20 protein-coding genes and 1 riboswitch are annotated in these 22,241 nt (G+C 58.9%); of the genes, 4 read left to right on the forward strand and 16 right to left on the reverse strand.

The window, feature by feature from the left end; genetic code table 11:
- Positions 1-18 precede the first annotated feature (18 nt).
- The 4 genes from ade to GXP70_RS17605 form a co-directional block, all read right to left on the reverse strand.
- Positions 19-1,761 (reverse strand): adenine deaminase, encoded by a 1,743-nt coding sequence (gene ade, locus GXP70_RS17590; protein ID WP_162358039.1) that lies wholly within the window; start codon positions 1,759-1,761, stop codon positions 19-21.
- A gap of 125 nt (positions 1,762-1,886) precedes the next feature.
- A riboswitch (purine riboswitch) is annotated at positions 1,887-1,986 on the reverse strand.
- Positions 1,987-2,067: 81 nt separating this feature from the next.
- Positions 2,068-2,559 carry a glutathione peroxidase gene (locus GXP70_RS17595; RefSeq protein ID WP_162358040.1) on the reverse strand — a complete coding sequence of 164 codons (492 nt, stop codon included), beginning with the start codon at positions 2,557-2,559 and terminating at the stop codon, positions 2,068-2,070.
- Between the two features lie 161 nt (positions 2,560-2,720).
- Positions 2,721-3,635 carry a hypothetical protein gene (locus tag GXP70_RS17600; RefSeq protein WP_162358041.1) on the reverse strand — a complete coding sequence of 305 codons (915 nt, stop codon included), beginning with the start codon at positions 3,633-3,635 and terminating at the stop codon, positions 2,721-2,723.
- 70 nt (positions 3,636-3,705) lie between these two features.
- Positions 3,706-3,990 carry a hypothetical protein gene (locus tag GXP70_RS17605; protein WP_162358042.1) on the reverse strand — a complete coding sequence of 95 codons (285 nt, stop codon included), beginning with the start codon at positions 3,988-3,990 and terminating at the stop codon, positions 3,706-3,708.
- Positions 3,991-4,519: 529 nt separating this feature from the next.
- Here GXP70_RS17605 and GXP70_RS17610 point away from each other — a divergent pair.
- Positions 4,520-4,825 (forward strand): glycosyltransferase, encoded by a 306-nt coding sequence (locus GXP70_RS17610; protein WP_162358043.1) that lies wholly within the window; start codon positions 4,520-4,522, stop codon positions 4,823-4,825.
- On the opposite strand, the gene GXP70_RS17615 is transcribed toward GXP70_RS17610, so the two are convergent.
- Both GXP70_RS17615 and GXP70_RS17620 read right to left on the reverse strand, forming a co-directional pair.
- Positions 4,815-5,039: a hypothetical protein gene (locus tag GXP70_RS17615; protein ID WP_162358044.1), complete on the reverse strand. Its 225-nt coding sequence runs from the start codon at positions 5,037-5,039 to the stop codon at positions 4,815-4,817. The genes GXP70_RS17610 and GXP70_RS17615 overlap by 11 nt on opposite strands.
- Complete coding sequence (locus GXP70_RS17620) at positions 5,036-5,785, reverse strand: sugar phosphate nucleotidyltransferase (RefSeq protein WP_162358045.1); 750 nt, start codon at positions 5,783-5,785, stop codon at positions 5,036-5,038. Before GXP70_RS17620 ends, GXP70_RS17615 begins: the two co-directional genes overlap by 4 nt.
- Before the next feature lie 262 nt (positions 5,786-6,047).
- Between GXP70_RS17620 and GXP70_RS29595 the strand changes: the two genes are divergently transcribed.
- The 3 genes from GXP70_RS29595 (at position 6,048) to GXP70_RS17635 (ending at position 8,993) form a co-directional block, all read left to right on the forward strand.
- Positions 6,048-6,578, forward strand: a complete 531-nt coding sequence (locus GXP70_RS29595; RefSeq protein ID WP_192043366.1) for a hypothetical protein — start codon at positions 6,048-6,050, stop codon at positions 6,576-6,578.
- Positions 6,579-6,795: 217 nt separating this feature from the next.
- On the forward strand, positions 6,796-8,091 hold the full coding sequence (locus GXP70_RS17630) for a glycoside hydrolase family 5 protein (RefSeq protein ID WP_225442459.1): 1,296 nt from the start codon (positions 6,796-6,798) through the stop codon (positions 8,089-8,091).
- 539 nt (positions 8,092-8,630) lie between these two features.
- A complete protein-coding gene (locus GXP70_RS17635; RefSeq protein ID WP_263864140.1) occupies positions 8,631-8,993 on the forward strand; it encodes a transposase in 363 nt (120 codons plus the stop codon).
- Positions 8,994-9,023: 30 nt separating this feature from the next.
- On the opposite strand, the gene GXP70_RS17640 is transcribed toward GXP70_RS17635, so the two are convergent.
- From GXP70_RS17640 to GXP70_RS17685, 10 genes are all read right to left on the reverse strand, one after another.
- Entirely contained in the window at positions 9,024-10,340 is a 1,317-nt protein-coding gene (locus GXP70_RS17640; RefSeq protein WP_162358046.1) for a deoxyguanosinetriphosphate triphosphohydrolase family protein, read from the reverse strand.
- Between the two features lie 163 nt (positions 10,341-10,503).
- Positions 10,504-11,793 carry a 2-oxoglutarate dehydrogenase complex dihydrolipoyllysine-residue succinyltransferase gene (gene odhB / locus GXP70_RS17645; protein ID WP_162358047.1) on the reverse strand — a complete coding sequence of 430 codons (1,290 nt, stop codon included), beginning with the start codon at positions 11,791-11,793 and terminating at the stop codon, positions 10,504-10,506.
- 24 nt (positions 11,794-11,817) lie between these two features.
- A complete protein-coding gene (locus GXP70_RS17650) occupies positions 11,818-14,712 on the reverse strand; it encodes a 2-oxoglutarate dehydrogenase E1 component (protein WP_162358048.1) in 2,895 nt (964 codons plus the stop codon).
- Positions 14,713-14,993: 281 nt separating this feature from the next.
- Positions 14,994-15,476, reverse strand: a complete 483-nt coding sequence (locus tag GXP70_RS17655; RefSeq protein ID WP_162358049.1) for a disulfide oxidoreductase — start codon at positions 15,474-15,476, stop codon at positions 14,994-14,996.
- Positions 15,473-16,198 carry a DsbA family protein gene (locus tag GXP70_RS17660; RefSeq protein WP_225442460.1) on the reverse strand — a complete coding sequence of 242 codons (726 nt, stop codon included), beginning with the start codon at positions 16,196-16,198 and terminating at the stop codon, positions 15,473-15,475. Before GXP70_RS17660 ends, GXP70_RS17655 begins: the two co-directional genes overlap by 4 nt.
- A 133-nt stretch (positions 16,199-16,331) precedes the next feature.
- Entirely contained in the window at positions 16,332-18,272 is a 1,941-nt protein-coding gene (locus GXP70_RS17665; protein ID WP_162358050.1) for an ATP-dependent DNA helicase, read from the reverse strand.
- Positions 18,273-18,430: 158 nt separating this feature from the next.
- Positions 18,431-18,631, reverse strand: a complete 201-nt coding sequence (locus GXP70_RS17670; protein WP_162358051.1) for a cation transporter — start codon at positions 18,629-18,631, stop codon at positions 18,431-18,433.
- A gap of 71 nt (positions 18,632-18,702) precedes the next feature.
- Positions 18,703-20,928, reverse strand: a complete 2,226-nt coding sequence (locus GXP70_RS17675) for a heavy metal translocating P-type ATPase (RefSeq protein WP_318652380.1) — start codon at positions 20,926-20,928, stop codon at positions 18,703-18,705.
- A gap of 133 nt (positions 20,929-21,061) precedes the next feature.
- A complete protein-coding gene (locus tag GXP70_RS17680; RefSeq protein WP_162358053.1) occupies positions 21,062-21,391 on the reverse strand; it encodes a metal-sensitive transcriptional regulator in 330 nt (109 codons plus the stop codon).
- 63 nt (positions 21,392-21,454) lie between these two features.
- Positions 21,455-21,994, reverse strand: a complete 540-nt coding sequence (locus GXP70_RS17685; RefSeq protein ID WP_162358054.1) for a hypothetical protein — start codon at positions 21,992-21,994, stop codon at positions 21,455-21,457.
- Between the last annotated feature and the right edge of the window lie 247 nt (positions 21,995-22,241).

Consider the following 22,241-nt stretch of genomic DNA (forward strand, 5'->3'; position numbering starts at 1 on the left):
CTTCGTCTTCATGCGCGTTCACGGGCATTGGACGGCTATATGGCTGAAGGATGCGAAGTCGAACAATCCCTTGTCCGTCAGCTTCAGCGACGGGATGACGGGCAGCGTCAGGAACGACAAGGTCAGGAACGGATTGAACGACCGCCGGGCGCCGATCGAGTCCAATGCGCGCTTCACCTGTTCAAGCCGCATGCATACCTCCCCGTATGGACGATCGGACATCAAGCCGGCGATCGGCAAATCCAGCGCCGCCAGCACCCGTCCGTCCATGACGACCGCAAGACCGCCGTTATGCGCTGCAAGATGCTCGATGGCGGCCAGCATATCCTCGTCCGAGGCGCCGGCGACGACGATATTGTGCGAATCATGGGAGACGGACGAGGCGATCGCTCCCTTACCGAACCCGAAGCCCTTGACGATGCCGACCCCGACGTTGCCTGTCGCATGATGGCGCTCGACGACGGCGAGCTTCAATTGATCCTTATCGACCGAAGGCCGGAACTTGCCGTCCCGGATATCGACCGTTTCCTGCAGATGGCGCGTTACGATTTGATTGGGAATGATCTCGATGACGTTGCAGCGATCGGACGACAGCGGAATATCCAGATCCTGCGAGGCGACGGCCTTGACCTGCATCGCCGCGATCGACGGCGGAAGGTCGCCTTGCGGGATCGGCGCCGGGAACGCGGAGGTATCCAGAATGCCTTGCTCCACGATGCGAACCCCTGCTTTGTACACGGCGTGGATGGCAATGCTGCCAAGATCGTCCAGCAGCAGCATATCCGCCTTATACCCCGGCGCGATAGCCCCTCTGTCCCGGAGACCGAAGCATTCGGCCGCGTTGATCGTGATCATCTGAATAGCCGTGATCGGGTCGAGTCCCTTCCGGATCGCAAGCCGGGCGACATGATCGACGCTGCCTTCCGCGACCAGATCGTCGGGCAGCTTATCGTCGGTGACGAACAGCGCCCGCCTTGCGTTGCGCTGCGTGATCGCGGGCAGCAGCAAATCGAGGTTTCTCGCGACGGTGCCTTCCCGGATCATCAGATGCATGCCGAGATCCAGTCTGTCCTTCGCTTCCATGGCCGTAACGCATTCATGATCCGTTCGGATGCCCGCGGCCATATAGATGTTGAGCTCTTCCCGGCCGATGCCCGCCGCATGGCCGTCGATGCGGCGCCGCTGCGCGTCGGCCAGCTTGCTCAGCATCGCGTCTTCGGCGCCGGCGACGGCAGGGAAGTTCATCACCTCGGCCAATCCAAGCACCTGCGGATGCGCATAGAACGGCGCCAGCCGTTCCGCTTCGAGCACGGCGCCGCCGCTCTCGAACGACGTGGCGGGCACGCACGAGGGGAGCATGACGAACAGATCGACCGGCAGCGATTCGGCGCTGCGGAGCATATACGCGATGCCGTCCTCGCCGGCCACGTTCCCGATTTCATGCGGGTCGGTGACGGCGGCGGTGACGCCGTGCAGCAGCAACAGCTTCGCGAATTCGCCCGGCGCGAGCATGGAGCTCTCGACATGCACGTGACCGTCGATGAAGCCGGGAACGAGGTAGCGTCCTTCCGCCTGGATCGTCTCCTTCCCTTCGTACGTGCCGATTCCGGCGATTACGCCGTCAACGACGGCAACGTCGCCTTCCATGAGTTCCCCTGTGAATACGTTGACGATTGTCGCTTGTTTGATGACGAGATCGGCGGGCATCCGCTTGCCTGCGACCAAGATTCTTCGGCGGAGCGCTTCGCGTTCCTGTTCCATTTCGTTCGACCTGCCTTTCGATTGCAGCCTTCCCGTTCGCCCGAAGGCGTCCATGTGGCCGTTGACTACATACTTCGCGGCCCCTATCGCGAGAATGAGCGTACGCCAAAAATCCCGATCACAAAAAGTAGTATTGCCCTTTTTGTAATCAGGATTTTACGGTTCCTGGTAGAGACCCTCAAACCTTATTATTGAGGTTATACGCGTTCGTATGGAATGACTCGTCATTATCATACCGGGCGCGTGCCGGGAAGTCAACCACGAACGGAACGCGCCTGCCAGTCGATCGCTGCATTCGAAAGCCGATTAGAGACTGCCCTTCTCGATCAAGCTGCGCACATCCGCTTCGATCGCCGCAGGATCGGTCGGCGCCGGATATTGCTTCAGGACGTTGCCCTGCTTGTCCACGAGGAACTTGGCGAAATTCCAATCGATATCGCCCGTATGGTACGGAGCAGGCACGGCATCCACGAGGTGCTTGTACAGCGGATGCGCGTGCTCGCCTTTGACGTCGATCTTCGCGAACATCGGGAACGTAACGCCGTAATTCAATTCGCAGAACTGCGCGATTTCCTCGTTGCTGCCGGGCTCCTGTTCCTTGAACTGGTTGCACGGGAAGCCGAGCACGACGACGCCTTCGTCCTTGAACGCCTCGTACAGCGACTGCAGCCCTTTGTAATGCGGCGTCAATCCGCAAGCGCTCGCCGTGTTGACGATCAGCATGATCTTGCCCTCGTATGGCGCAAGCGTCGTCTCCTTGCCGTCGATCGTTGTCACCTTGAAATCATAAATGCCCATGAGCGGTCCCCTCCCGAAATCGGCCGTTAGTCGATTTCATTAAATTAAATTGCATAAAATTATTATAGACGATTCCGCGATTCGTAAGCAACTTTATTTTGAGCCGGCATGCCTGTCCACACGCCTGTCAAGCAGCAATCAAGCTTACGATCGACAATGCCTCACTTGTCGCGGCTCATCGCTTGCTGCAACTGATCGGCAAGCTGCTCTGCATGCTCCCATTGAATCGGACGGACGCCGGCCGGCGGAGTCCCGGCCGCCGAAGACCGGCATGTCCAAGCCACCGGAATATCGTTGCCGAGCGCATATCCGGCGTACATCCATGTCTCCGCTTCGGGAGCGCTGATGTCCGCGATCAACAGTTTGCATGTAAGCAGCTGCTGCATCGCTTCCTGCACGGGCGTGTCGGCCGCGCTCCGCGGCCTGCCTTGATGGACCAGCTTCGGCGCGTAGCCGAGCTGCAGCAGCCTCGGGAAGACGTTCTCCGTCCATTGCTGCGCCATGTCCTCCTCGCCATCCGGAAGCAGGACGAAGCAAGGCTTGTACGCTTTGCCCGATGCGCTTGCGTCCGCCTCCAGCCACCCTTTCTCCGTCAAACGGAACGTCGAGCCGATCCGCTCGATCATTCCTTCTTCCTTCAGCTTCTCGACGAGGTAGACCAATTCCTGCAAATTAAGCGAATACGTAAGATTAAAGCATTGCGAGAACTGATTGATCACGACCGGTTCGCCCGGCCCGTTCGAATGTCGGTGCAGATAGCGAAGCAGCTTCAGCCCCTTCTCCTCCGGCGTGAGCGGAATCAGCGGCGATTGCAGGATGGCCCCGAGCTCGTCGTAAGCGACGACGACCGTCTCTTCGCAATCGCTCTGTTCCCGGATATAAGCCGAAATAATCGGGAATGCGGACCGTTTCTCCGCATACGACAACAGGCGGAACGGTTCGCTGCTGCCATCCTTCAAACCGTAAGAGCCGCTTGGCGAGCACAGGCAGTTCATGTACCATTCGCTGCCGCCTTTATGTTTCACCTGCACGAGCGCATCGCAGAACAGGCATCGTTTCGTATCCAATACTTCCATGAGCGTTATCATCCTCCCCTTCTTTATGAAGGATTCGCAGCGAACGCCCCTTATAGGGGCGCCGCGGCCATTAAGCTTTTCTCATGTTTGATGTACCCTGCGCGCCGCCGTTTGAAGCGGTCCAAATATTGCCGTTCCAGACGATGGTATCGCCTGCCTCGATGCCGGCTTCCACCTTCTCTGCGGCAAGCAGCAGCGTCCTGCCGTTGATCAGCGCCGTCACGCCTTCCGGTCCCGTCATCGTGACGAGCCCGGTTCGCTGCACCAGACAGCTTGTGCCGGATGCCGTTCGTTTCGTATTATTATCAGCCGATCCCGCCGCATTTTCTGCCGTCGCGTCTTCTTCCATGCCCACGCCGCCCCTTCCTTACACATCCAACGAAGCCGCAGCGCTCTCTGCGGTCTTGCTGCTCATTATCATCATAGTCCTGTCGGGAAATAATGCAATCCGCTGTTCACATCCTTCTCGCCACTCTGCGCTGTTCAGGGCTGTTAACGTCGACTGTCATTGATAACGTCCAGAGAATAACGAATCTCGCGTCTGTCTGTCGAGAGACGAGGTCCTTCTCCTTATGGCAGCATTGAAATGGGCAAGAAAAAGAGACGGGAGTATGGACAATGCCCGGATCGCCGATGCACCCGGCTCATACATTAATGAATGAATGCTTTCACGACAAAGCTGCGAGGAGTGTAAAGGGACCTAATGATCGAACTGGCTTTGGCATTCAACGACCGCAGCGGATCGTATGCGAAGCATGCCGCCGTCACGCTGATGTCGATTATTCAACGGACGGACTCACGCTGAACGTTCATATCTTGCACGACGACACGCTGACCGAAGAGAACAAGCGCAAACAAGTCTCTACCGCCTGTACCTGCCGAACGTGCTGCAAACAGAGAAAGTCATTTATTTGGATTGCGATCTCTTCGTGAATATGGATATCGCGGAATTATGGAACATTGATCTGGGCGAGCATTATTTGGCCGCTTCGATCGATCAGGGCATCATGGGCGTCAAGGAAGAGATTATTGCCTGCGGCCTGGAGCCGAGCCGATATTTCAATTCCGGCGTTATACTGCTCGGATTGGCGAATATGCGCGCGAGAACGAACCGCGATCAAGAGATGCTGAGGTTCTTGTCCGATTATCCTCATACGACCCTTCCGGGCCAGGATGTCCTCAATCACTGATGTATCGGCCGGGATTCGCGTCCAGCGAAGCGTTCGACACCAGTACATGGGAGCCGAAGATGCTGTCCTGCGCTTTCGCGTGATCGAGCACGATGGCGTTCTCGAGACGGCATGCATCGATTTCGCAATCAGGCCCCACATAGACATAAGGACCGAGCGTGCTGTTTCCCACGACAGCCGACGGAGCGATATTGACGGGAGGAATGATCGTCACATCAGCCCTTTCGATCCCCCGACTGCTGTAACCGAATAGCGGTCCAGCATGAACCGGTTGGCCGCCAGCCACCGATCCGGATTGCCGATGTCGAAGAACGGCTCTGCCATGAGGCTGTACGTCACGCGAGCTCCGGCTTCAATCAAACCCATGATCGCGTCCGTAATTTCGTATTCGCCCCTCGCGGACGGCTGAAGCCGGTCGAGCATTTGAAAAATGGCGCCGCCGAATGCATAGACGCCGACAATGGCTAGATCGGACATAGGCGCTGCGGGCTTTTCGTCCAGTCGTACGATGATGCCTTCTCGCAACGTCGCCACCCCGAATTGACGCGGATCGTCAACGCGCGCGAGCAGCAGCGACGCTTCCGCGTTGCCGTTCGCCACTTGTTCGATCAATGCGCTTGGAACGTCATTCACCAAATTGTCTCCCAGCATTAAGAAGAAAGGTCCATCCTGTAGAAACGAGCGTCCTGCTTGGACCGCATGCGCCAGGCCAAGCGCTTCATCTTGCAGGAAATACGAGATGGAAGCGCCGAACGAACTCCCGTTTCCCAGCAAGCGGCGTATCTGATGCTGGGTTGCGTTCAGCACGACCCCAATGTCGTTAATGCCCAGCTTTACGAACTGCTCGACAATCGAGACGATGACAGGAACCCCGTTCACAGGAACCGTGCATTTCGGCCTGGAATAAGTAAACGGCCTCAGCCGCGTGCCATGACCAGCGCATAAGATCATCCCTTTCATAGCAGCCTCCCGATAGAACGATCTGATAGCATCATCCCTTCTATAAAGATATGACTAAGCGGCAACGTTGGACTAGACGGCTTACTTGCTTGAATTACCTAAATATCGCGATGCAAGACAACGCCGCCGGCATGCGAGAGATAGCGGGCTTATCCCTTAAAGATACGCGAACGTCTTATGGTATCCGCCTTGTCCCTGGAACGCATAGATTCATAATGTAATGGGATGTCATATTCAATCATGGAGGGAGCGACTGACGTTTATGGCGGTTTGTACCGTAAAGCACGGCAGCAAAAAGCATCACAAAGCGGCGAGAAAATGCTCGACTGCCAGCTCAAGAATCACGCTCGCAATTCTGCAAACGATCCAGCAGACGCAAGCGCAATTGCAAGCGCAGCAGCAGTTCCAAGCCCAGCTGCAAGCGCAGATTAATGCACAGGTACAGGCGCAATTGCTGTTCCAGACGCAAGTGCAAGGACAGATTCAAAGCGCCGAGCAGTCGCAATATCAAGCGCAGCTGCAATTCTTCGCGCTCGTACAAACCCATATTCAAACCCAGCAGCAACAGCTGCAGCAGATGCAGGATCAACTCGATTCACAGCAGCAGCAGGAACAACAGCAGCAGCAGCAAATCGTAAACTTTGAGTCGTCGCCGCCTCCGCCTTCGGGCGAACCGTCGCCTCTTCTTGCGCAGCAACAGCAGCAACAGCAACAAGAAAGCGATCCCGAACAACAGCAACAACAGCAGCAGCAAAGTATAAATCCCGAGCCGCCGCCAACGCCGGCGACCTAGCGCATCAAACTCGCGATAGCCGGTCTGAAGAGAAACCCGCATGTTTAATAATGCGGGTTCTTCTCATTGAGACCTACAATAGGACGGCCAAAACGACGCTCCCTTGCGATGGTTCATTTGCTTCGTCCCCGTATACCCGTTGCCGGAGAAAAAGGTATTCAACTCCGTATGAAAGCGGTTTATAATGGAAGGAATTTACTGAGAGGAGAAGTTGACCTTGAATAAACGAATCATGACGCTCGCAGTCTTGCTGCTCGTGCTTGTATTGGCGGCGGGATGCAAGAACAGCACGCAAAATCATGAAAATGCGGCGGCGAATACAGCGGAGAACGACAAGCCGCCGGCCAATCAAGAAGAGACGGCCGCGCCGGCCCCAGACCCGGCCGTCTCGCCGATCCCCGATCCGGTGCCAGCTGACGTGCCTTTGACTGCGCCGGACCCGAAGCTGCCGAAGCGCGACCCCCGGTCGGCGCAGCTTGACGTACGGAAACAATCGAAGCAGCTCGGAAGAGGCGTCAATCTTGGCAATGCGCTGGAAGCGCCGGTAGAAGGGCAATGGGGAGTCACGCTAGAGGAAAGTTACTTCAAGACGATCAAGGATGCGGGTTTCGAGACGGTTCGCGTTCCGATCAAGTGGTCGGGGCATGCGGACGCGAATGCGCCGTACGCCATTGAAGCCGCGTTTTTCGATCGCATAGATTGGGTGCTCGGCCAGGCGTTGAAGCAAGGGCTGAACGTCGTTCTTGACATGCACAATTACGATGAGTTCAATGCGAACGCAGACGAGCAAGAATCTCGTTTTCTGGCTTTATGGAAGCAAATCTCGGCGCGGTATAAAGAGCTGCCAGGCAATGTGTACTACGAGCTGGCCAATGAACCGAACGGTTCTCTGACCTGGTCCAAATGGAATAAAATGCTGAAGAAAGCGCTCGATACGGTTCGGAGCGAGGATCCGTGGCATACGATCATTATCGATTCCGCCAACTGGAGCAATTACGCCGCGCTCGTGTCGCTCGACATTCCGGATACCGAACGGAACGTCATCGTTTCCTTCCATTATTACGATCCGTTTCTCTTTACTCATCAAGGTGCAGATTGGGTAGGCCCGGAGAACGGAACAACCGGCATCGTATGGCCAGGTCCCCCGGCGCAGAAGGCGGAACCTGTCGATGCCGCCAAGCAGGTACAGTGGGTGAACGATTGGTTCAATGCGTATAATACGGAACCGGCGGACACGAATCCGGCTGGCCCCCATGCGATTGCGGAAGCTTTCGATCAGGCGGAAAGATGGGGAGAAGAGAACAACCGGCCGATTTGGCTCGGCGAATTCGGCGCGTACAGCAATGCCGACATGGCTTCGCGAGCACGCTGGACGAGCTTCGTGCGCGAACAAGCCGAGAAGCATGGCTTCGGCTGGTCGTATTGGGAATTTTGCGCGGGGTTCGGCGTATATGATCCAGCGGCTAACGGCTATCGGAAGGAATTGCTGGAGGCGTTGATTCCTCCTGAATAGAGAGCCGGATGTTACTTGGATGTTCCCTTGTACGTCCAAGAACACCTGCCGGATGAATCCTGCAGATGTTCTTGTATTCATGGACGTGAACCACGCCAGATCTCCTGCCTCCGCTTTCTCGCCACGCACGATTCTCCACGAACGGCGCGTAACGATCCCAAGCGAATTCCGCTCCCGTTAAACCGGCCGAGCGTTCCCGCCCGAACGATGGTGACGACGAGCGCGTCAATATTAACCGCGAAATGCCAATGCTGATTAATTGAAAGGCCGACAGCATCGGCGTTTTGGGTAGCACCGCGAACAAACATAGGCAGGCGGACGGACGATCCGCTATTTGATCGAAATCGGCGTTTTGGAAGCATCGATCGGACATAGGATGCGTTATGGGCTCCGGAATGCAGCACTAATCCGGCTTTCGGCAGAAATAGCGCATCTCCTGTCCGGCAGCGAGCGAAAAATCGATGCATACGAGCCAATAAAGCTTCTCCTGTCCGTTTCCCAAACCCTGCCAACGGATCTATGAAGATATTCCCAAAATCATCGCCGATCGCGAAATCAGCGTCCGTTCGCGGGACATGGCGCAGAAGAAAGCGGTAAGGGAAAAGCTCTCCGGCGAGGAGGGCTACGCCCTTGCAATCCGGAGGATGCATGAGCCGGAAAGTGTAATCGGACAACTGATGAGCAACAGGGGATTCCGGCGGTTCCTGCTTCGAAGCTTACGGAGAGGCGGCTTGGAGGTCGGATGGCTTGCTATCGCGCACAATCTGCTCAAGAGTGCAGCGGTCGATGCAAAACACCCAAGATGGGCAGAGCTAGCTCTGCCCATCTTGGGTGTTTTGCGGTTTTACGGTATAGATCTGCCCCCTAACTTGCTTAAGGGCCAGCCCCTTACCAATAAATGAGTGATCGTTGACGGGACTAGCCCGCCCCTACTAGTCCCGCTCGTAGATCGAACCGGAGCGGCTGGCGTAAAATTCCGCATACACCTTCTCGGCATAGGCGTCCGTCATTCCGGCGATGTAATCCGCCACCATCCGCTCCCACGGCCAGCGGCTCCGCTGGCGCTCGTAGCTCTCCAGCCAGTCCGGGGGAATGATCAGCCGGCCCGTCTCCTGCGTCCTGAAGCTGTCCCACAGCCGCGTAATCATGATTTCGCTCCGCTTATGCAGGCGCTGCACGCGGAAGTCCTTGATCAGCGTCACCCAGGCGAGCTTCTTCAAGATTTCCATCGTGCGCAGCAGCTCCAGATCCTGCACGCCGTCGCGGATGAACGTGACCCGCTTCCAGCCCGTCGCGGGATCGTCGATGATGCCGACGCCGCTGACGAATTTCCGGACCCAGCGCGCCTTCATCTCGCGCCGCGTCCGGGACGGCTCCCTGCCGCATTCGACGTAGATGCTCTCCCACTGCTGCAAATAATGATGCAGCGCTTGCTTCACCATCTGCTTCATGTCGACCTGCTCCCAATGCATGACGGCATTGCCCGGATCGTCGATGATCTCCTGCATGACGCCCGCGACCAGCCGGTCGTCCTCGAACAGACTCGGGTTCATCTGGATTTTGCCGGCGCGGATGCCGTCTTCGATATCATGCGTTGAATACGCGATGTCGTCGCACAGGTCCATCAGCTGCGCTTCCAGCGTCGCGCAGCCGTCCGGCATGCCCCACGCGCTGCGCAGGGAGCCGATGCCTTCCCATTCCATCCCGTAGACGCCCTTCAGCCGGCCGGGGTCTTCCAGGTTGTAAGGATATTTATTGATCGCCAGCAGCACGGCGGCCGTCAGATCGAGACCGCTGTCGCTGCCCGCGCGCTTCTCCAGGAACATCAGTATTCGGAAGTTCTGGGCGTTGCCCTCGTACTTGAGCCCGCATTCCTTCAGCAGGATATCGTTCAACACCTCTTCGCCCTTATGTCCGAAAGGGGGATGCCCCAAATCATGGGCCAGCGAAGCGCATTCGACAACCTCCGGGTCCATCATCAGGCCCGGATGCTCCCGTTTGGCCAGAAACGGCGTCGTCTTGCACAGCTTCCGCGCCACTTCGCGGGCGATTTGGGACACTTCCAGCGAATGCGTCAAGCGCGTCCGGTAGTAGTCGCCGGAGCCCGCCCCGAACACCTGCGATTTCCCCTGCAGCCGCCGGAAAGCCGGCGATTGAATTAGCCTGGCGTAATCCTTCTCGAATTCGTCCCGATCTTCGCTGGAGTGGATGTTCTCGTAATCGAACAGCCGCATTTTACGTACATTCATGGTCATCCGCCTCCGTCTGCGTTATTACGTGTGTTGATTCTATTTTATGGCGATTGTTCGGGTTTAGCAAATAGAAAAACCCCGCAAGCTGACGGATCAGGGTAGATGGCCTGACGTCGGCTTGTGAGGTTTCTATCAACAGCTATGTGGTGTCCGGGGAAGCTTAGCCTTCGAGCAGCAGCGATTCCGGATCTTCGAGCAATTCCTTGACCGTGACGAGGAAGCGTACCGCTTCCGAACCGTCGACGATCCGGTGATCGTACGAAAGCGCGATGTACATCATCGGGCGGTTCTCCATCTCCGTCGCGTTGATCGCGACCGGTCGCACCTGAATCTTGTGCATGCCGAGGATGCCGACTTGCGGAGCGTTCAGGATCGGCGTGGACAGCAGCGAACCGAAGACGCCGCCGTTCGTAATCGTGAACGTGCCGCCTTGCAGGTCGTTCAGAGACAGCGAGTTTGTACGCGCCTTGCCAGCCAGGTCGACGATCTGCTTCTCGATTTGCGCGAAGCCCAGACGGTCCGCATCGCGTACGACAGGCACGACCAAGCCTTCCTTCGCCGACACCGCGATGCCGATATCGTAGTACTGCTTCACGAGAATTTCATCGCCCTGGATTTCCGCGTTCAACAGCGGGAATGCCTTCAACGCGCCGATGACGGCTTTCGTGAAGAAGGACATGAAGCCAAGGCCGACCTCGTGCTTGTCTTTGAACGCATCCTTGCGGCGCTTGCGAACGTCCAGGATCGCCGTCATGTCGACTTCGTTGAACGTCGTCAGCATCGCCGCGTTGTGCTGCGCTTCCACTAGGCGCTTCGCGATCGTGATGCGGCGGCGGGACATTTTGCGGCGCTCGGCCGGTTTGCCCGGCTCGGATGCCGCTGCAGGCGCCGCGGGGGCCGGCGATGCGACAGGCGCTGCCGGGGCTGCCGGATTCGTGCCATGCGCTTCGATATCCGATTGGCGAATGCGGCCCAGCGGATCAAGCGACTGCACTTGGTTCAGATCGATGCCGCGCTCTCTTGCCAGCTTGCGGGCCGCGGGCGTAGCCGACGCAGCGGCCGTATTGGCTTCAGCCGCAGGCGCAGCCGCGATCGGCGGCGACGGCGGCGTCGCAGGCTTCATCTCCGGCGTTGCGGCTTCCGGCGCGGCAGGCGCAACCGGAGGCGCTGCCGGAGCGGCGGCAGCCGGCTGGCTTGCAGGAGCGGCTGCTCCGCCGCCGGCGCCGATCGCGCCGATCGTTTCGCCGACGGCGACCGTATCACCTTCGGCACGCAGCAAGGATGCCACGGTACCTGCTTCTTCGGCGCTGATTTCAATGTTGACCTTATCCGTTTCAAGCTCTGCCAGCACGTCGCCGACATTGACGCTGTCGCCGACTTTGACATGCCATTTGGAAATGGTGCCTTCTACGATGGATTCGCCCATTGCGGGTACTTTAATATCGCTCATGGCTGTTTCTCTCCTTAATCGAATCTAATTTAGCTTGCCGCGGTTAAGCGCAACGGAGATGATCCGCTGCTGCTCCATGTTGTGAATGTATTGGAAGCCGCTCGCCGGGCTTGACCGTTTCGGACGGCCGATGTAACGCACGGACACGTCGCCGTTGACGCGCGCGCGAATCCGCGGCTCGATGTAGTTCCAGGCCCCCATGTTCTGCGGCTCTTCTTGAACCCACAGCACCTCTTTGATGTTCGGATAGCGCGCGATGATTTGTTCGACATCCGTCTTAGGGAACGGGTACAGCTGTTCCACGCGGACGATGTGCAGCCAATCCAAGGCATCGGAAGCTTGACCGTCCTTGAGCTCCAGCGCCGCTTCCAGATCGATCGCCATTTTACCCGAGCACAGGATCAGGCGCTCCACTTTGTCTGCTTGCTTGCCAAGCCCCGGCTGTTCAAGCACCAGCTTGAACGAGCCTTCGCTGAGCTCGGACGGAACCGATGCGACGCTTGGGTTCCGGATCAAGCTCTTCGGCGCCATGACGATCAGCGGACGCGCTTCGTCCGTGTTCAGTATCGCCGCTTGGCGGCGCAGCAGGTGGAAATATTGCGCGGCCGACGACATGTTGACGATCGTCAGGTTGTCTTCCGCCGCCAGCTGCAAGTACCGCTCGAGCTTCGCGCTCGAGTGCTCCGGCCCTTGGCCTTCGTAGCCGTGCGGAAGCAGCATGACCAGACCGGACTTCTGCGACCATTTGACGCGTCCGGCGGTAATGAACTGGTCGATGATGACTTGCGCGCAGTTCGCGAAGTCGCCGTATTGGGCTTCCCACAGAACGAGCGTTTCCGGCGAGAAGACGTTATATCCGTAATCGAAGCCGAGAACGGACGCTTCCGCAAGCGGACTGTTGTAGATCCCGAAGGAAGCTTTCGCCTGCGGCAGCGTGTGCATCGGCGAGAAGGTCTTGTTCGTCTCGACGTCATGAAGCACGAGGTTCCGGAATGCGAACGTCGCGCGCTCGGAATCCTGGCCGCTCAGGCGGATCGGCGTGCCGTCGGACAGAATCGTCGCGTACGCGAGCGCCTCCGCATGGCCCCAATCGACTTTGCCGCCTGCCTCCAGCGCATTCGCGCGGCGCATCAGGATCCGCTCCAGCTTCTCGTACACCTTGAAGCCCTCCGGCCATTTCAGCAGCGCCTCGTTGATGGCGGCCAGCTTCTTCAGCGGAACCGCCGTCACGACGTCCTTCTTGCGGCGCTTGCCGGCTTCGTCCATTTTCGGCTGTTTATAGGCTTTATCATTTGCCTTCACTTCATCCAAGGCGGCTTGCAGTTTCGCAAGTCCTTCTTGGCGAATGGTCTGGTCCTGCTCCACGCTCAGCAGCCCGTTCTCTTGCAGCTTCTGGCTGTAGATGCGGCTGACGACCGGATGCTTGCGCAGCTTCTGGTACAGCAGCGGCTGGGTCGTTTCCGGATCGTCCGTTTCATTATGGCCGTGGCGGCGGTAACCGATCATGTCGATCAGGAAGTCCTTGCGGAACTTCTGACGATATTCGCACGCGATGCGAACGGCCGCGATGCACGCTTCCGGATCGTCCGCGCTGACGTGCACGATCGGAATCTCGAAGCCTTTGGCCAAGTCGCTCGCGTAGTACGTCGACCGGGAGTCGCGGCTCTCGGTCGTAAAGCCGATGCGGTTGTTGACGATGATATGGATCGTGCCGCCGTTCTCGTAACCCGGCAGCTTCTTGAAGTTGAGCGCTTCCGCCACGATGCCTTCGCCGGCGAAGGCCGCGTCGCCGTGGATCAGAATGGCTGCCGCGCTGCCGAAATTCGCAGCCGGATAGCCCGGCTTGGAGCGGTCGTCCTGCGCCGCGCGCGTGAAGCCCTCGACGATCGGATTGACGTACTCCAGATGGCTCGGGTTGTTCGCCAGCGTGATCCGCGTCTCGACGGTCTCGCCTTCCTTGACGGAACGATGCGCGCCCAGATGGTATTTCACGTCGCCGGTCCAGCCGATGTTGATGCCCATCGCGCCTTCGGACGGGAACAGGTCCTTGTCCTTGTTCGGCGAGTGGTGGAACTCGGAGAAGATGGCCGCGTACGACTTCCCGAGCACATGCGTGAGCACGTTCAGACGCCCACGATGCGCCATGCCCATCAGAATATGCCGTGCGCCGTCATGAGCCACTTCTCTCACGACTTCGTCCAGCATAGGTACAAGCGTATCGGTTCCTTCGATGGAGAATCGCTTCTGCCCGACGAAAGAGCGGTGCAGGAACGTCTCGAATTGCTCGACGTCGACCAGCCGCTGCAGCAGCGCAATGCGCTCCTTCGCGGTCATCGGCTTGCTCGCCATGCCGAGCTCGGCTTGGCGGTGCAGCCAGTACCGTTCGTCCTGCTCATGGATATGCGCGAATTCGAAGCCGAACGACTTCGTGTACACGTTCTTCAAATGATTGATCGCTTGCTTGCCGGTCTTGATCGAAGCCGGGGCTTCTTCCCAAATCAGCGAAGCCGGGATCGCTTCAAGGTCTTCGGCTGTCAAATTGAACGTGGACGGCTCGATCAAGCGCGTATCGGGCGCCGGAGCGAAGCCGAGCGGATCGTTGTCCGCGGCCAGATGGCCGAACGTACGGATGTTGCGGACCAGTTTGCCGGCATCGACGATTTTCTTCAAGAAGTTGGGGTCGATCGTTCTAATGCTATTGGAACCGTCGTTCGTTACCCTCAAAGGCGGAACCACGTTCGCGTTGCCGCCTGCGGCTACAGACGGCGGCGGTCCCCACTTCTCGAAAGATTCTCGAACGGCGGCGTCTACGTCATTCGGATTGCGCAAGAAGCGCTCGTACATCTCTTCGATGTACCCAAGGTTCGGACCGTAATAGAGCTCCCATGGCGACTTGCGGTCATTACTCTCTGCTGTCATTAACGGCTACCTCCATCAATAATTGTACAACGGGGCTTCATCTGCCTGTTTTCCATTACCCCGCCGTAGCGTTCCATCAATCCATGATAACAGAACTAATTGGGAGGAACAAATAATGCGGCAAATGTCCTCATAATCTTCATAATTACATGTCCCTTCATTCGGCAGCGCTGGGAGAAAGTCGCAAAATAGCCGCCGAACGCAGCATAGACGGCGTCCCGTGTAAGGAACGCCGCCCAAGATCAGACGATTCGGTTGTCTATCCTGCCATAGCGAACGGGCTATGCCCCCGCGGCTTCGGTTTCTTCGTCTTCCGCATGCGCGCCCTCTTCGCGCCGAAGGCCGTTCACAAGCAGCGCGGTAATGAGAATGAACGCGATCAGCGCCAGGAACGGGATCGTAACGCGTCCGCCGAACCAGTCCAGGTAATCCTCGCTGCAAGGAACGCCGACCGTGCACGGCAGCGCGCGGGCCAGCGCCGGGACTTGCTGCTCCAGGTAGTGATACAAGGAAACGCAGCCTCCCAGGATGGAGAGCGGCAGCACGTACCGGATGATTTTGCGATCCTGGCAATAGCAGGCGATGCCCAGCAGAATGACGATCGGGTACATGAATATCCGCTGGTACCAGCATAGATTGCATGGAATAAACTTCATGATTTCGCTTAAATACAAGCTGCTGCCCGTCGCGACGATGGCTACGACCCAGGCGAGATAAAGCGCGTACCGCCCGAAAAACGCGAGGAACGGCGATTTCGCCGTCATTCGGCCTTACCTGCCGCCAGCGCTTTCTCGACGGCTTCCTTCAGCTGGCCGTAATTCGAGAAGTCGCCGGTGTACTCCTTGCCGTTAATGAACAGCGTCGGCGTCGACTGCACGTTGGCCTTATGCGCGGTCGATTCGCCCTTGTCGATTTCTTTGATATACGTCTGTTTATCGATATCCGTCTTCATTTTGTCGTAATCGACGTCCAGCTTGTTGTCCTTCGCCAGCTGCACGAGGTAATCCGTCGTCGCCCAGAGCGTCTTCTCGTCCGGCTGGTTCTTGTAGAGCAAATCATAATACTTCCAGAAGGCGTCGTTGCTCTGATGGAATACGGCATGCGCGGCCAGCGCCGCCGTCGTGGAATCCGGTCCGATGAACGGGAAATCCATGAAATACATCGCGGCTTTGCCCGTATCGATATATTCCTTCTCCAGCTGCGGCTTCACCTGCTGGCTGAAATATTGGCACGACGGGCATTTGTAATCGCCGAACTCGACGATCTTGACCGGCGCGTCGGTCTTGCCGAGAACCGGAAGGCTGGCGTAATCGAAATCGGTCGGATTCGATTTGGGCGTGAAGATAACCGCCGCGATGATGCCGAGCACGACGACGACAGCCGTCCCCCAGATCAATTTCCGCATCGTCTTGCGCTGCTTCTCCAGCCGTTCCTGCTCGGCTTTGCGCTGGCTTTTGTACGTCGACTTCTTAACCGGTTGCGACATTGGCTTCCCTTCCTTTTCTATCAATCTATTTGAATTGTATGAGCCTCCAACGCCGATGTCAATTCGGGGCGAAGATACGGCTGCCGCCGTACTGACGGGAGAAAGGCGGCACGCATTCATGCAGCGGCGCGCGTCAGTTCCCCAGCAGCGTCCATTCGACTCCTTGCGGGAGCACGGCCCTGACTTGCGCCGCGATCGCGTCGTCCTCCAGCTCGCGGCCGAAGATCGTAACGATCCCTTCGTCGTCGCGCTTGCGGATCAAGCGGCCCACGCCTTGACGGAGGCGGAGCAGCATATAGGGCATGTCCACCTGGCCGAACGGATCGGCGGATTCCCGGCGCCTGGCGGCGAACACGGGATCATGCGGCGGGAAAGGCAGCGCCCACATCATGACATGCGACAAGGCCGGACCGGGGATATCGAGTCCTTCCCATAAGGTGACGGCGCAGAGCACGCTGTGCTCGTCGTTCTGAAACGCCGCGATCAGATGGCTGATCTCCGCCGTTCCTTCGAACAAGAAGCGGAACTCCGCGAACTCGGCCCGGCCGGCGATATCGTCCCGGAACCGGCTCAGCTCTTCCTTCGACGGGAACAGAACGAGCGCTCTGCCTTCCGACCGGCGCAGCCGTTCGAGCGCCAGATCGAGCTTGGCCGCGCGGTCCGGCTCGCTCGATACGGCGACCCGCATGCGCTCTTCGTACTCGTAGGGCGAAGCCACGGAGAAGCTGAGCGCGTCTTCGATCCCGAGGCTGTCCGCGACGTATTGGAACGAACCGCCGACGGAGAGCGTCGCGGACGAGAACGCCACAGGCATCTGCTTGGCGAATACGCGCTCCCGCAAAATCTCCTTGACCATCTTCGGCATGATGACGAGCGTCGTCCCGTCCCTGTCCCGCTCCACCCAGGTGATCAGCCCTTCCGGCTGCTTGAACAGGCGGAGCGCCAGCTGCAGCATCTCCAGATGCTCCTCCACGATCGTCAGCTGATACGCATCGATGGTGAACATGCCGCTCTCGAACACAAGCTCTTCCTCGATGGCGGACAGCAGCGCGCTGAACCGGTCCACTTCGCGCAACAGCTGTCCCGTCATCGGAACTTCCCGCCGGTCCGACGCTTCGACGGCGACGCTGCCTTCATCGAGGACGTCGAACAGCAGCTCGCTCTGCGCGATCGCGTCTTCGATGACAAGCGCCAGCGATTCGCGGATATCGCTCTGCAGGAGGCGGGTGATGATCGACTCGAACACGCTATGCTTCAGCTTGTACGTCAGCGCGCTCTGCGCGGCCGTCTCCAGCAGGTGGCCCTCGTCGAAGACGACCGAGCTGTGCTCCGGCAGCAGCGGGAGCTGCCCTTCGCGCTTGCGCGCCTCGTACGTCCACACATGCTCCATGTAGAAGTCGTGCGAGCAGATGATGATGTCCGCCGCTTTGCGGTAATGCTCGCGCGACAGCGTCTGGCCGCAGCGGTGGCGTCGGCTGCACACGAGGCAGTCCTGGAAGACGTCCCACGAGATCGCATTCCACTGCTCGTCCGTCAGATGAGGATAATCCTTCCGGTTGCCGTAAGGATGGAACGCCTGCATCGTGCCCGGGCTGTTCACGAAATCCGGCAGCGAGGCGTACACTTCGCCGATCGCCTCCAGGTTGTCCAGGCTGCCGCGCGCGTCGTCCAGCTTATTCAAGCACAAGTATTGATCCATCGATTTGCCCAGCCGGGCATCGATCGTCAGGTCCAGGTAACGGGCCAGCTTGGCGATATCGCCCTCCGGCTTCACCAGCTGCTCGATCAGCGATTCGTCCGCGCAGGCGATGATGGCCGGCTTGCGGGTATACCGCGCATACAGGATGGCATACAGCAAATATACGAACGTCTTCCCCGTTCCGACGCCGGCTTCGGCGAAAATCGTCCGTTTCTCGTGATAGGCGCGTTCCAGCTGAAACGCCATGTAAATCTGCTCGTCCCGCAGCTCGAAGCCGGCTTCGGGCAGCCGTTCGTAGAACACGTCCGCGATCCAGTCGCTCGCCTGCTGGACGAACGGCGTTTTCGGGTCAAAATCAAAGGGGTACTTAGTCACGTCTCAAAAGCCTCCAATCGAACCTTAATCATAGCACGACAGCGCAAGAAAAGGCTAACCCGTTTTGCGGATTAGCCCCCGGCTTTCCTTGGCCTTGGCTTGGCCTTGGCTTGGCCTTGGCTTGGCCTTCGTCTTCGTCTCGGCCGCCGCGCCGCCGATCAAGAGACGACGTCGAAGCCTTGGTCCTCGATCGTCGATTTGATCTGGGCGATCGTAATCGCCTTCTCTTCGAAATCCACCGTCACGCGGTTGCCCGGAAGGTCGACCTTAGCCGATACGCCCTTCTTCTTGAGCGCGCCCTCGATGCTGTTCACGCAATGCTGGCAGGACATGCCTCTTACTTCGATTACGGTTGTCATGTTCGATCATCTCCCATTGTATAGTAGGCGTTGCATATAATCCGTTCTTATCCTTGCAGCGACAGATCGCGCTATGCCGCCGCCCGCTTCCCCTGCTTGCGATACCGCTGCAGCCGGAGCGCGTTCAGCACGACCGACACCGAGCTCAGCGCCATCGCGGCGCCGGCTACCCACGGCGCCAGCAGGCCGGCCGCGGCGATCGGAATGCCGATCGCGTTATAGGCAAGCGCCCAGAACAAGTTTTGCTTAATCGCAGCCATCGTTCTGCGGCTCAAATCCATCGCGTCGGCAAGGCCGTTCAAATCGCCGCGCATCAGCGTAATGTCCGCCGTCTCCATCGCCACGTCGGTTCCCGTGCCCATCGCGATGCCGATATCCGCCGCCGCGAGCGCAGGCGCATCGTTGATCCCGTCGCCCACCATGGCGACTTTCTTGCCCTGCGCTTGCAGCCGCTTCACTTCCGCCGCCTTGCCTTCCGGCAGCACCTCCGCGAGCGTCCGCTCGATACCGGCTTGCCGGGCAACCGCGAGCGCGGTCGCTTCGTTATCGCCTGTCACCATCATAACCTCCAAGCCGAGCGCCTTCAATGCGGAGATCGCCGCCCGGGAAGTCGGCTTGATCGTATCCGCGACGGCAAGGCTTCCGGCGAAGACGCCGTCAACCGCCGCCAGAACGACGGTCTTGGCTTCGCCTTCCTGTGCGGCTTGGCGCGCCAGCACCGCTTCGCTCAACGCGACGCCGCGCTGCAAGAGCAGCCGCCTTGTGCCGATCACGAGCGCGCGGCCCTCGACGACGGCCGAGATGCCGAAGCCCGGCACGGCCTCGAATGCATCCGGCTCGGCGGCGGGAACGACGCCCCTCGCCCGCAGGCCGGCGACGATCGCTTCCGCGAGCGGATGCTCGGAGCTGCCCTCCGCCGCCATGATCCAGCCAAGCAGCCGATCGGCCTCGAATGCCGGCTCGAGCGCGGCATCGGTCAGCCGCGGCTTGCCTTCCGTCACCGTACCGGTCTTATCGAGCAAGATGACGTCGATCGCATGCGCCCGCTCGAGATGCTCGCCGCTCTTGAACAGAATGCCGAGCTCGGCGGCGCGGCCGGAGCCGGCCATGATCGAGGTCGGCGTCGCCAGGCCGAGGGCGCAGGGGCAGGCGATGACGAGCACCGCGATGGCCGTGCGGAGCGCATCCGCGAAATGCCCCGGGCTGAACGCGAAGTACCAGAGCAGGAACGTGACGACGGCAAGCCCGATGACGATCGGCACGAACACGCCCGAGATGACGTCGGCGACCCGCTGGATCGGCGCCTTCGCGCCCTGCGCTTCCTCGACGACGCGAATGATCTGCGCCAGCACGGAATCCCGGCCGACGCCCCCGGCGCGCACCGTCAGCGCTCCCTTGCCGTTCAGCGTCGCCCCGATGACGCGGTCGTTCGCCTGCTTCCGCACGGGCACGCTCTCGCCGGTCAGCATCGATTCGTCGACGTAGGAGCTGCCGGTCTCGATCGTGCCGTCCACGGGGATTTTCTCGCCGGGCTTGACGAGCACCAGATCGCCTGGCAGCACGTCGTCGATCGCGAGCCGCAGCTCCTGCCCGTCGCGAACGACGGAAGCATGCTTCGCCTGCAAGCCCACCAGCGCGCCGATCGCCTGCGAGGTGCGGCCTTTGGCCAGCGTTTCCAGCAGCTTGCCGAGCAGTACGAAGGTGATGAGCAGCGCGCTCGTTTCATAATACAGTTCCAGCCTATGCATCGGGTCGGACGCGAATGCAATCGTCTCGTAGAGGCTGTAGAAATACGCGGCCGACGTCCCTATCGCGACGAGCACCTCCATGTTCGGGCTGCCGCCGCGAAGCGCCTTGTAGGCGCCGACATAGTACGGTCCGCCGATCCAGAACTGCACCGGCGTCGCCAGCGCCAGCTGGAACCACGGATTCATCAGCCAATCCGGCAGCGCCAGGAAGGACAGGAATTCGAAGTGCCCCGCCATCGACGCGATAAGCGGCAGCGAGAGAACCGCTGCTATATAGAAACGCATCCGCAGCCGATTCAGTTCGGCCGACTTGCCGGGGAGCCCGGATTCCCGCCGAAGCGCCGCCTTGAAGCCGAGCGCGTCGATCCGATCCATGAACGCCGAAGGTCCCGTCACGTCGCCGTCGTACTCCACGCGCGCCGTCTCCATCGTCAGGTTCACGGCGGCGCTCGCCACGCCATCCATGCGGCCGAGCCCTTTCTCGATCCGGGACGCGCAGGATGCGCAGGTCATGCCGGTGATCTGAAGCGTCGTCGTCTGTTTCGCCATCGCCAACAAATCCTTTCTTGCGATATATACCTCCATGGGGTATCCGTTAACAATTTCACTATAACATACCCCATGGGGGTATTTCAATAGCTAAAAAAAAGACCGGGCAACTCGTTCAGCCGCCGGGTCTCCGTTATTTGATCAGTTTGTTCATCGTGACCATCAATTCTTTGACCACCTCGTGGTCGCCTTCCCTGATCCGGTCGATGACGCAGCTGTTCATATGATGCTCCAGCAGCAGCTTTCCTACGCTGTTCAGCGCCGATTGCGCCGCCGCGATCTGATTCAGCACGTCGTCGCAGTACGTATCCTTATCGATCAAGCCTTTGATACCGCGAATTTGCCCTTCTATCCGGTTCAGCCGCGAGATCAGGTTGTTCTTCGTCTCCTGGCTGTGCGAGCTTTTGCGCGCGGACGCATGGTCTTCATGAACGTCCGTTCCGCTATGACACGACTGTTCCATTCCCGACACCTTCCTTTTGCTACTCACTATATCATACCTGAGGGGGGTATACAATCCGGTCCATCAGCCCTGATACAGGAATACGGCGGCCATGACGAAGACGGCAAGCCCGAATACGTACGGATGAAGCAGCACCGTCCCCGTCTGGGCGCTCTCCTTCTTCTCCGGAGCTTCGAGCGAGACCGTCTCTTCCCGAATGAGCTGATGCAGCACGATATGTATGAAGACGAAGATCGCATCGAGGAACAACACCATCATCCCCGCATGGCTTCCCAGCATGACGCCCAGCATCGCGCCCATCATGCCGCCCATGATGCCGGCCATCATCCCGTCGAGCGCCGCCATCGTACTGACCGGCTTGCCGGCCAGATAGCCGCTGACGATGCCGAGAAGCACCCCGGCAGCCGTGGAGATCGCCAGGTTTTGCGGAATGAGAACGCCGATGATCGTACCGGCGGCGACGCTCAGCATCATGCTGATCGTCATGGCGATCATCATGCCGGCCATGCAGCTGATGGCGGCGCGCCCGCGATAGGCAGCTACGATCGAGCGGCCGGACAAGCCCGCCACCGCGGCCATGCTTACGAGATAGAAGACGTTCATCGCTACCGGCTCCTTTTCGCGACTGTATCTATGATCGTATTCGTAAAGCGCTGTCAATATTCGCAAATGAATATTTTCTAATCGAATTCTCATGAAACGCCGGAAACCCTGACGACGCCTGAATCCAAAAGGTTTCATGCAAATGATGGCAAAAAAACCTGTGGTATAGTTGGACTAGGTCAAACGAACCAGTTCGCGACAAACGGCCTAATCGCCAACATTCCTATATACAACGCACACCAAGGGG

The organism is Paenibacillus lycopersici (genome assembly GCF_010119935.1).
Taxonomy (GTDB): domain Bacteria; phylum Bacillota; class Bacilli; order Paenibacillales; family Paenibacillaceae; genus Paenibacillus_Z; species Paenibacillus_Z lycopersici.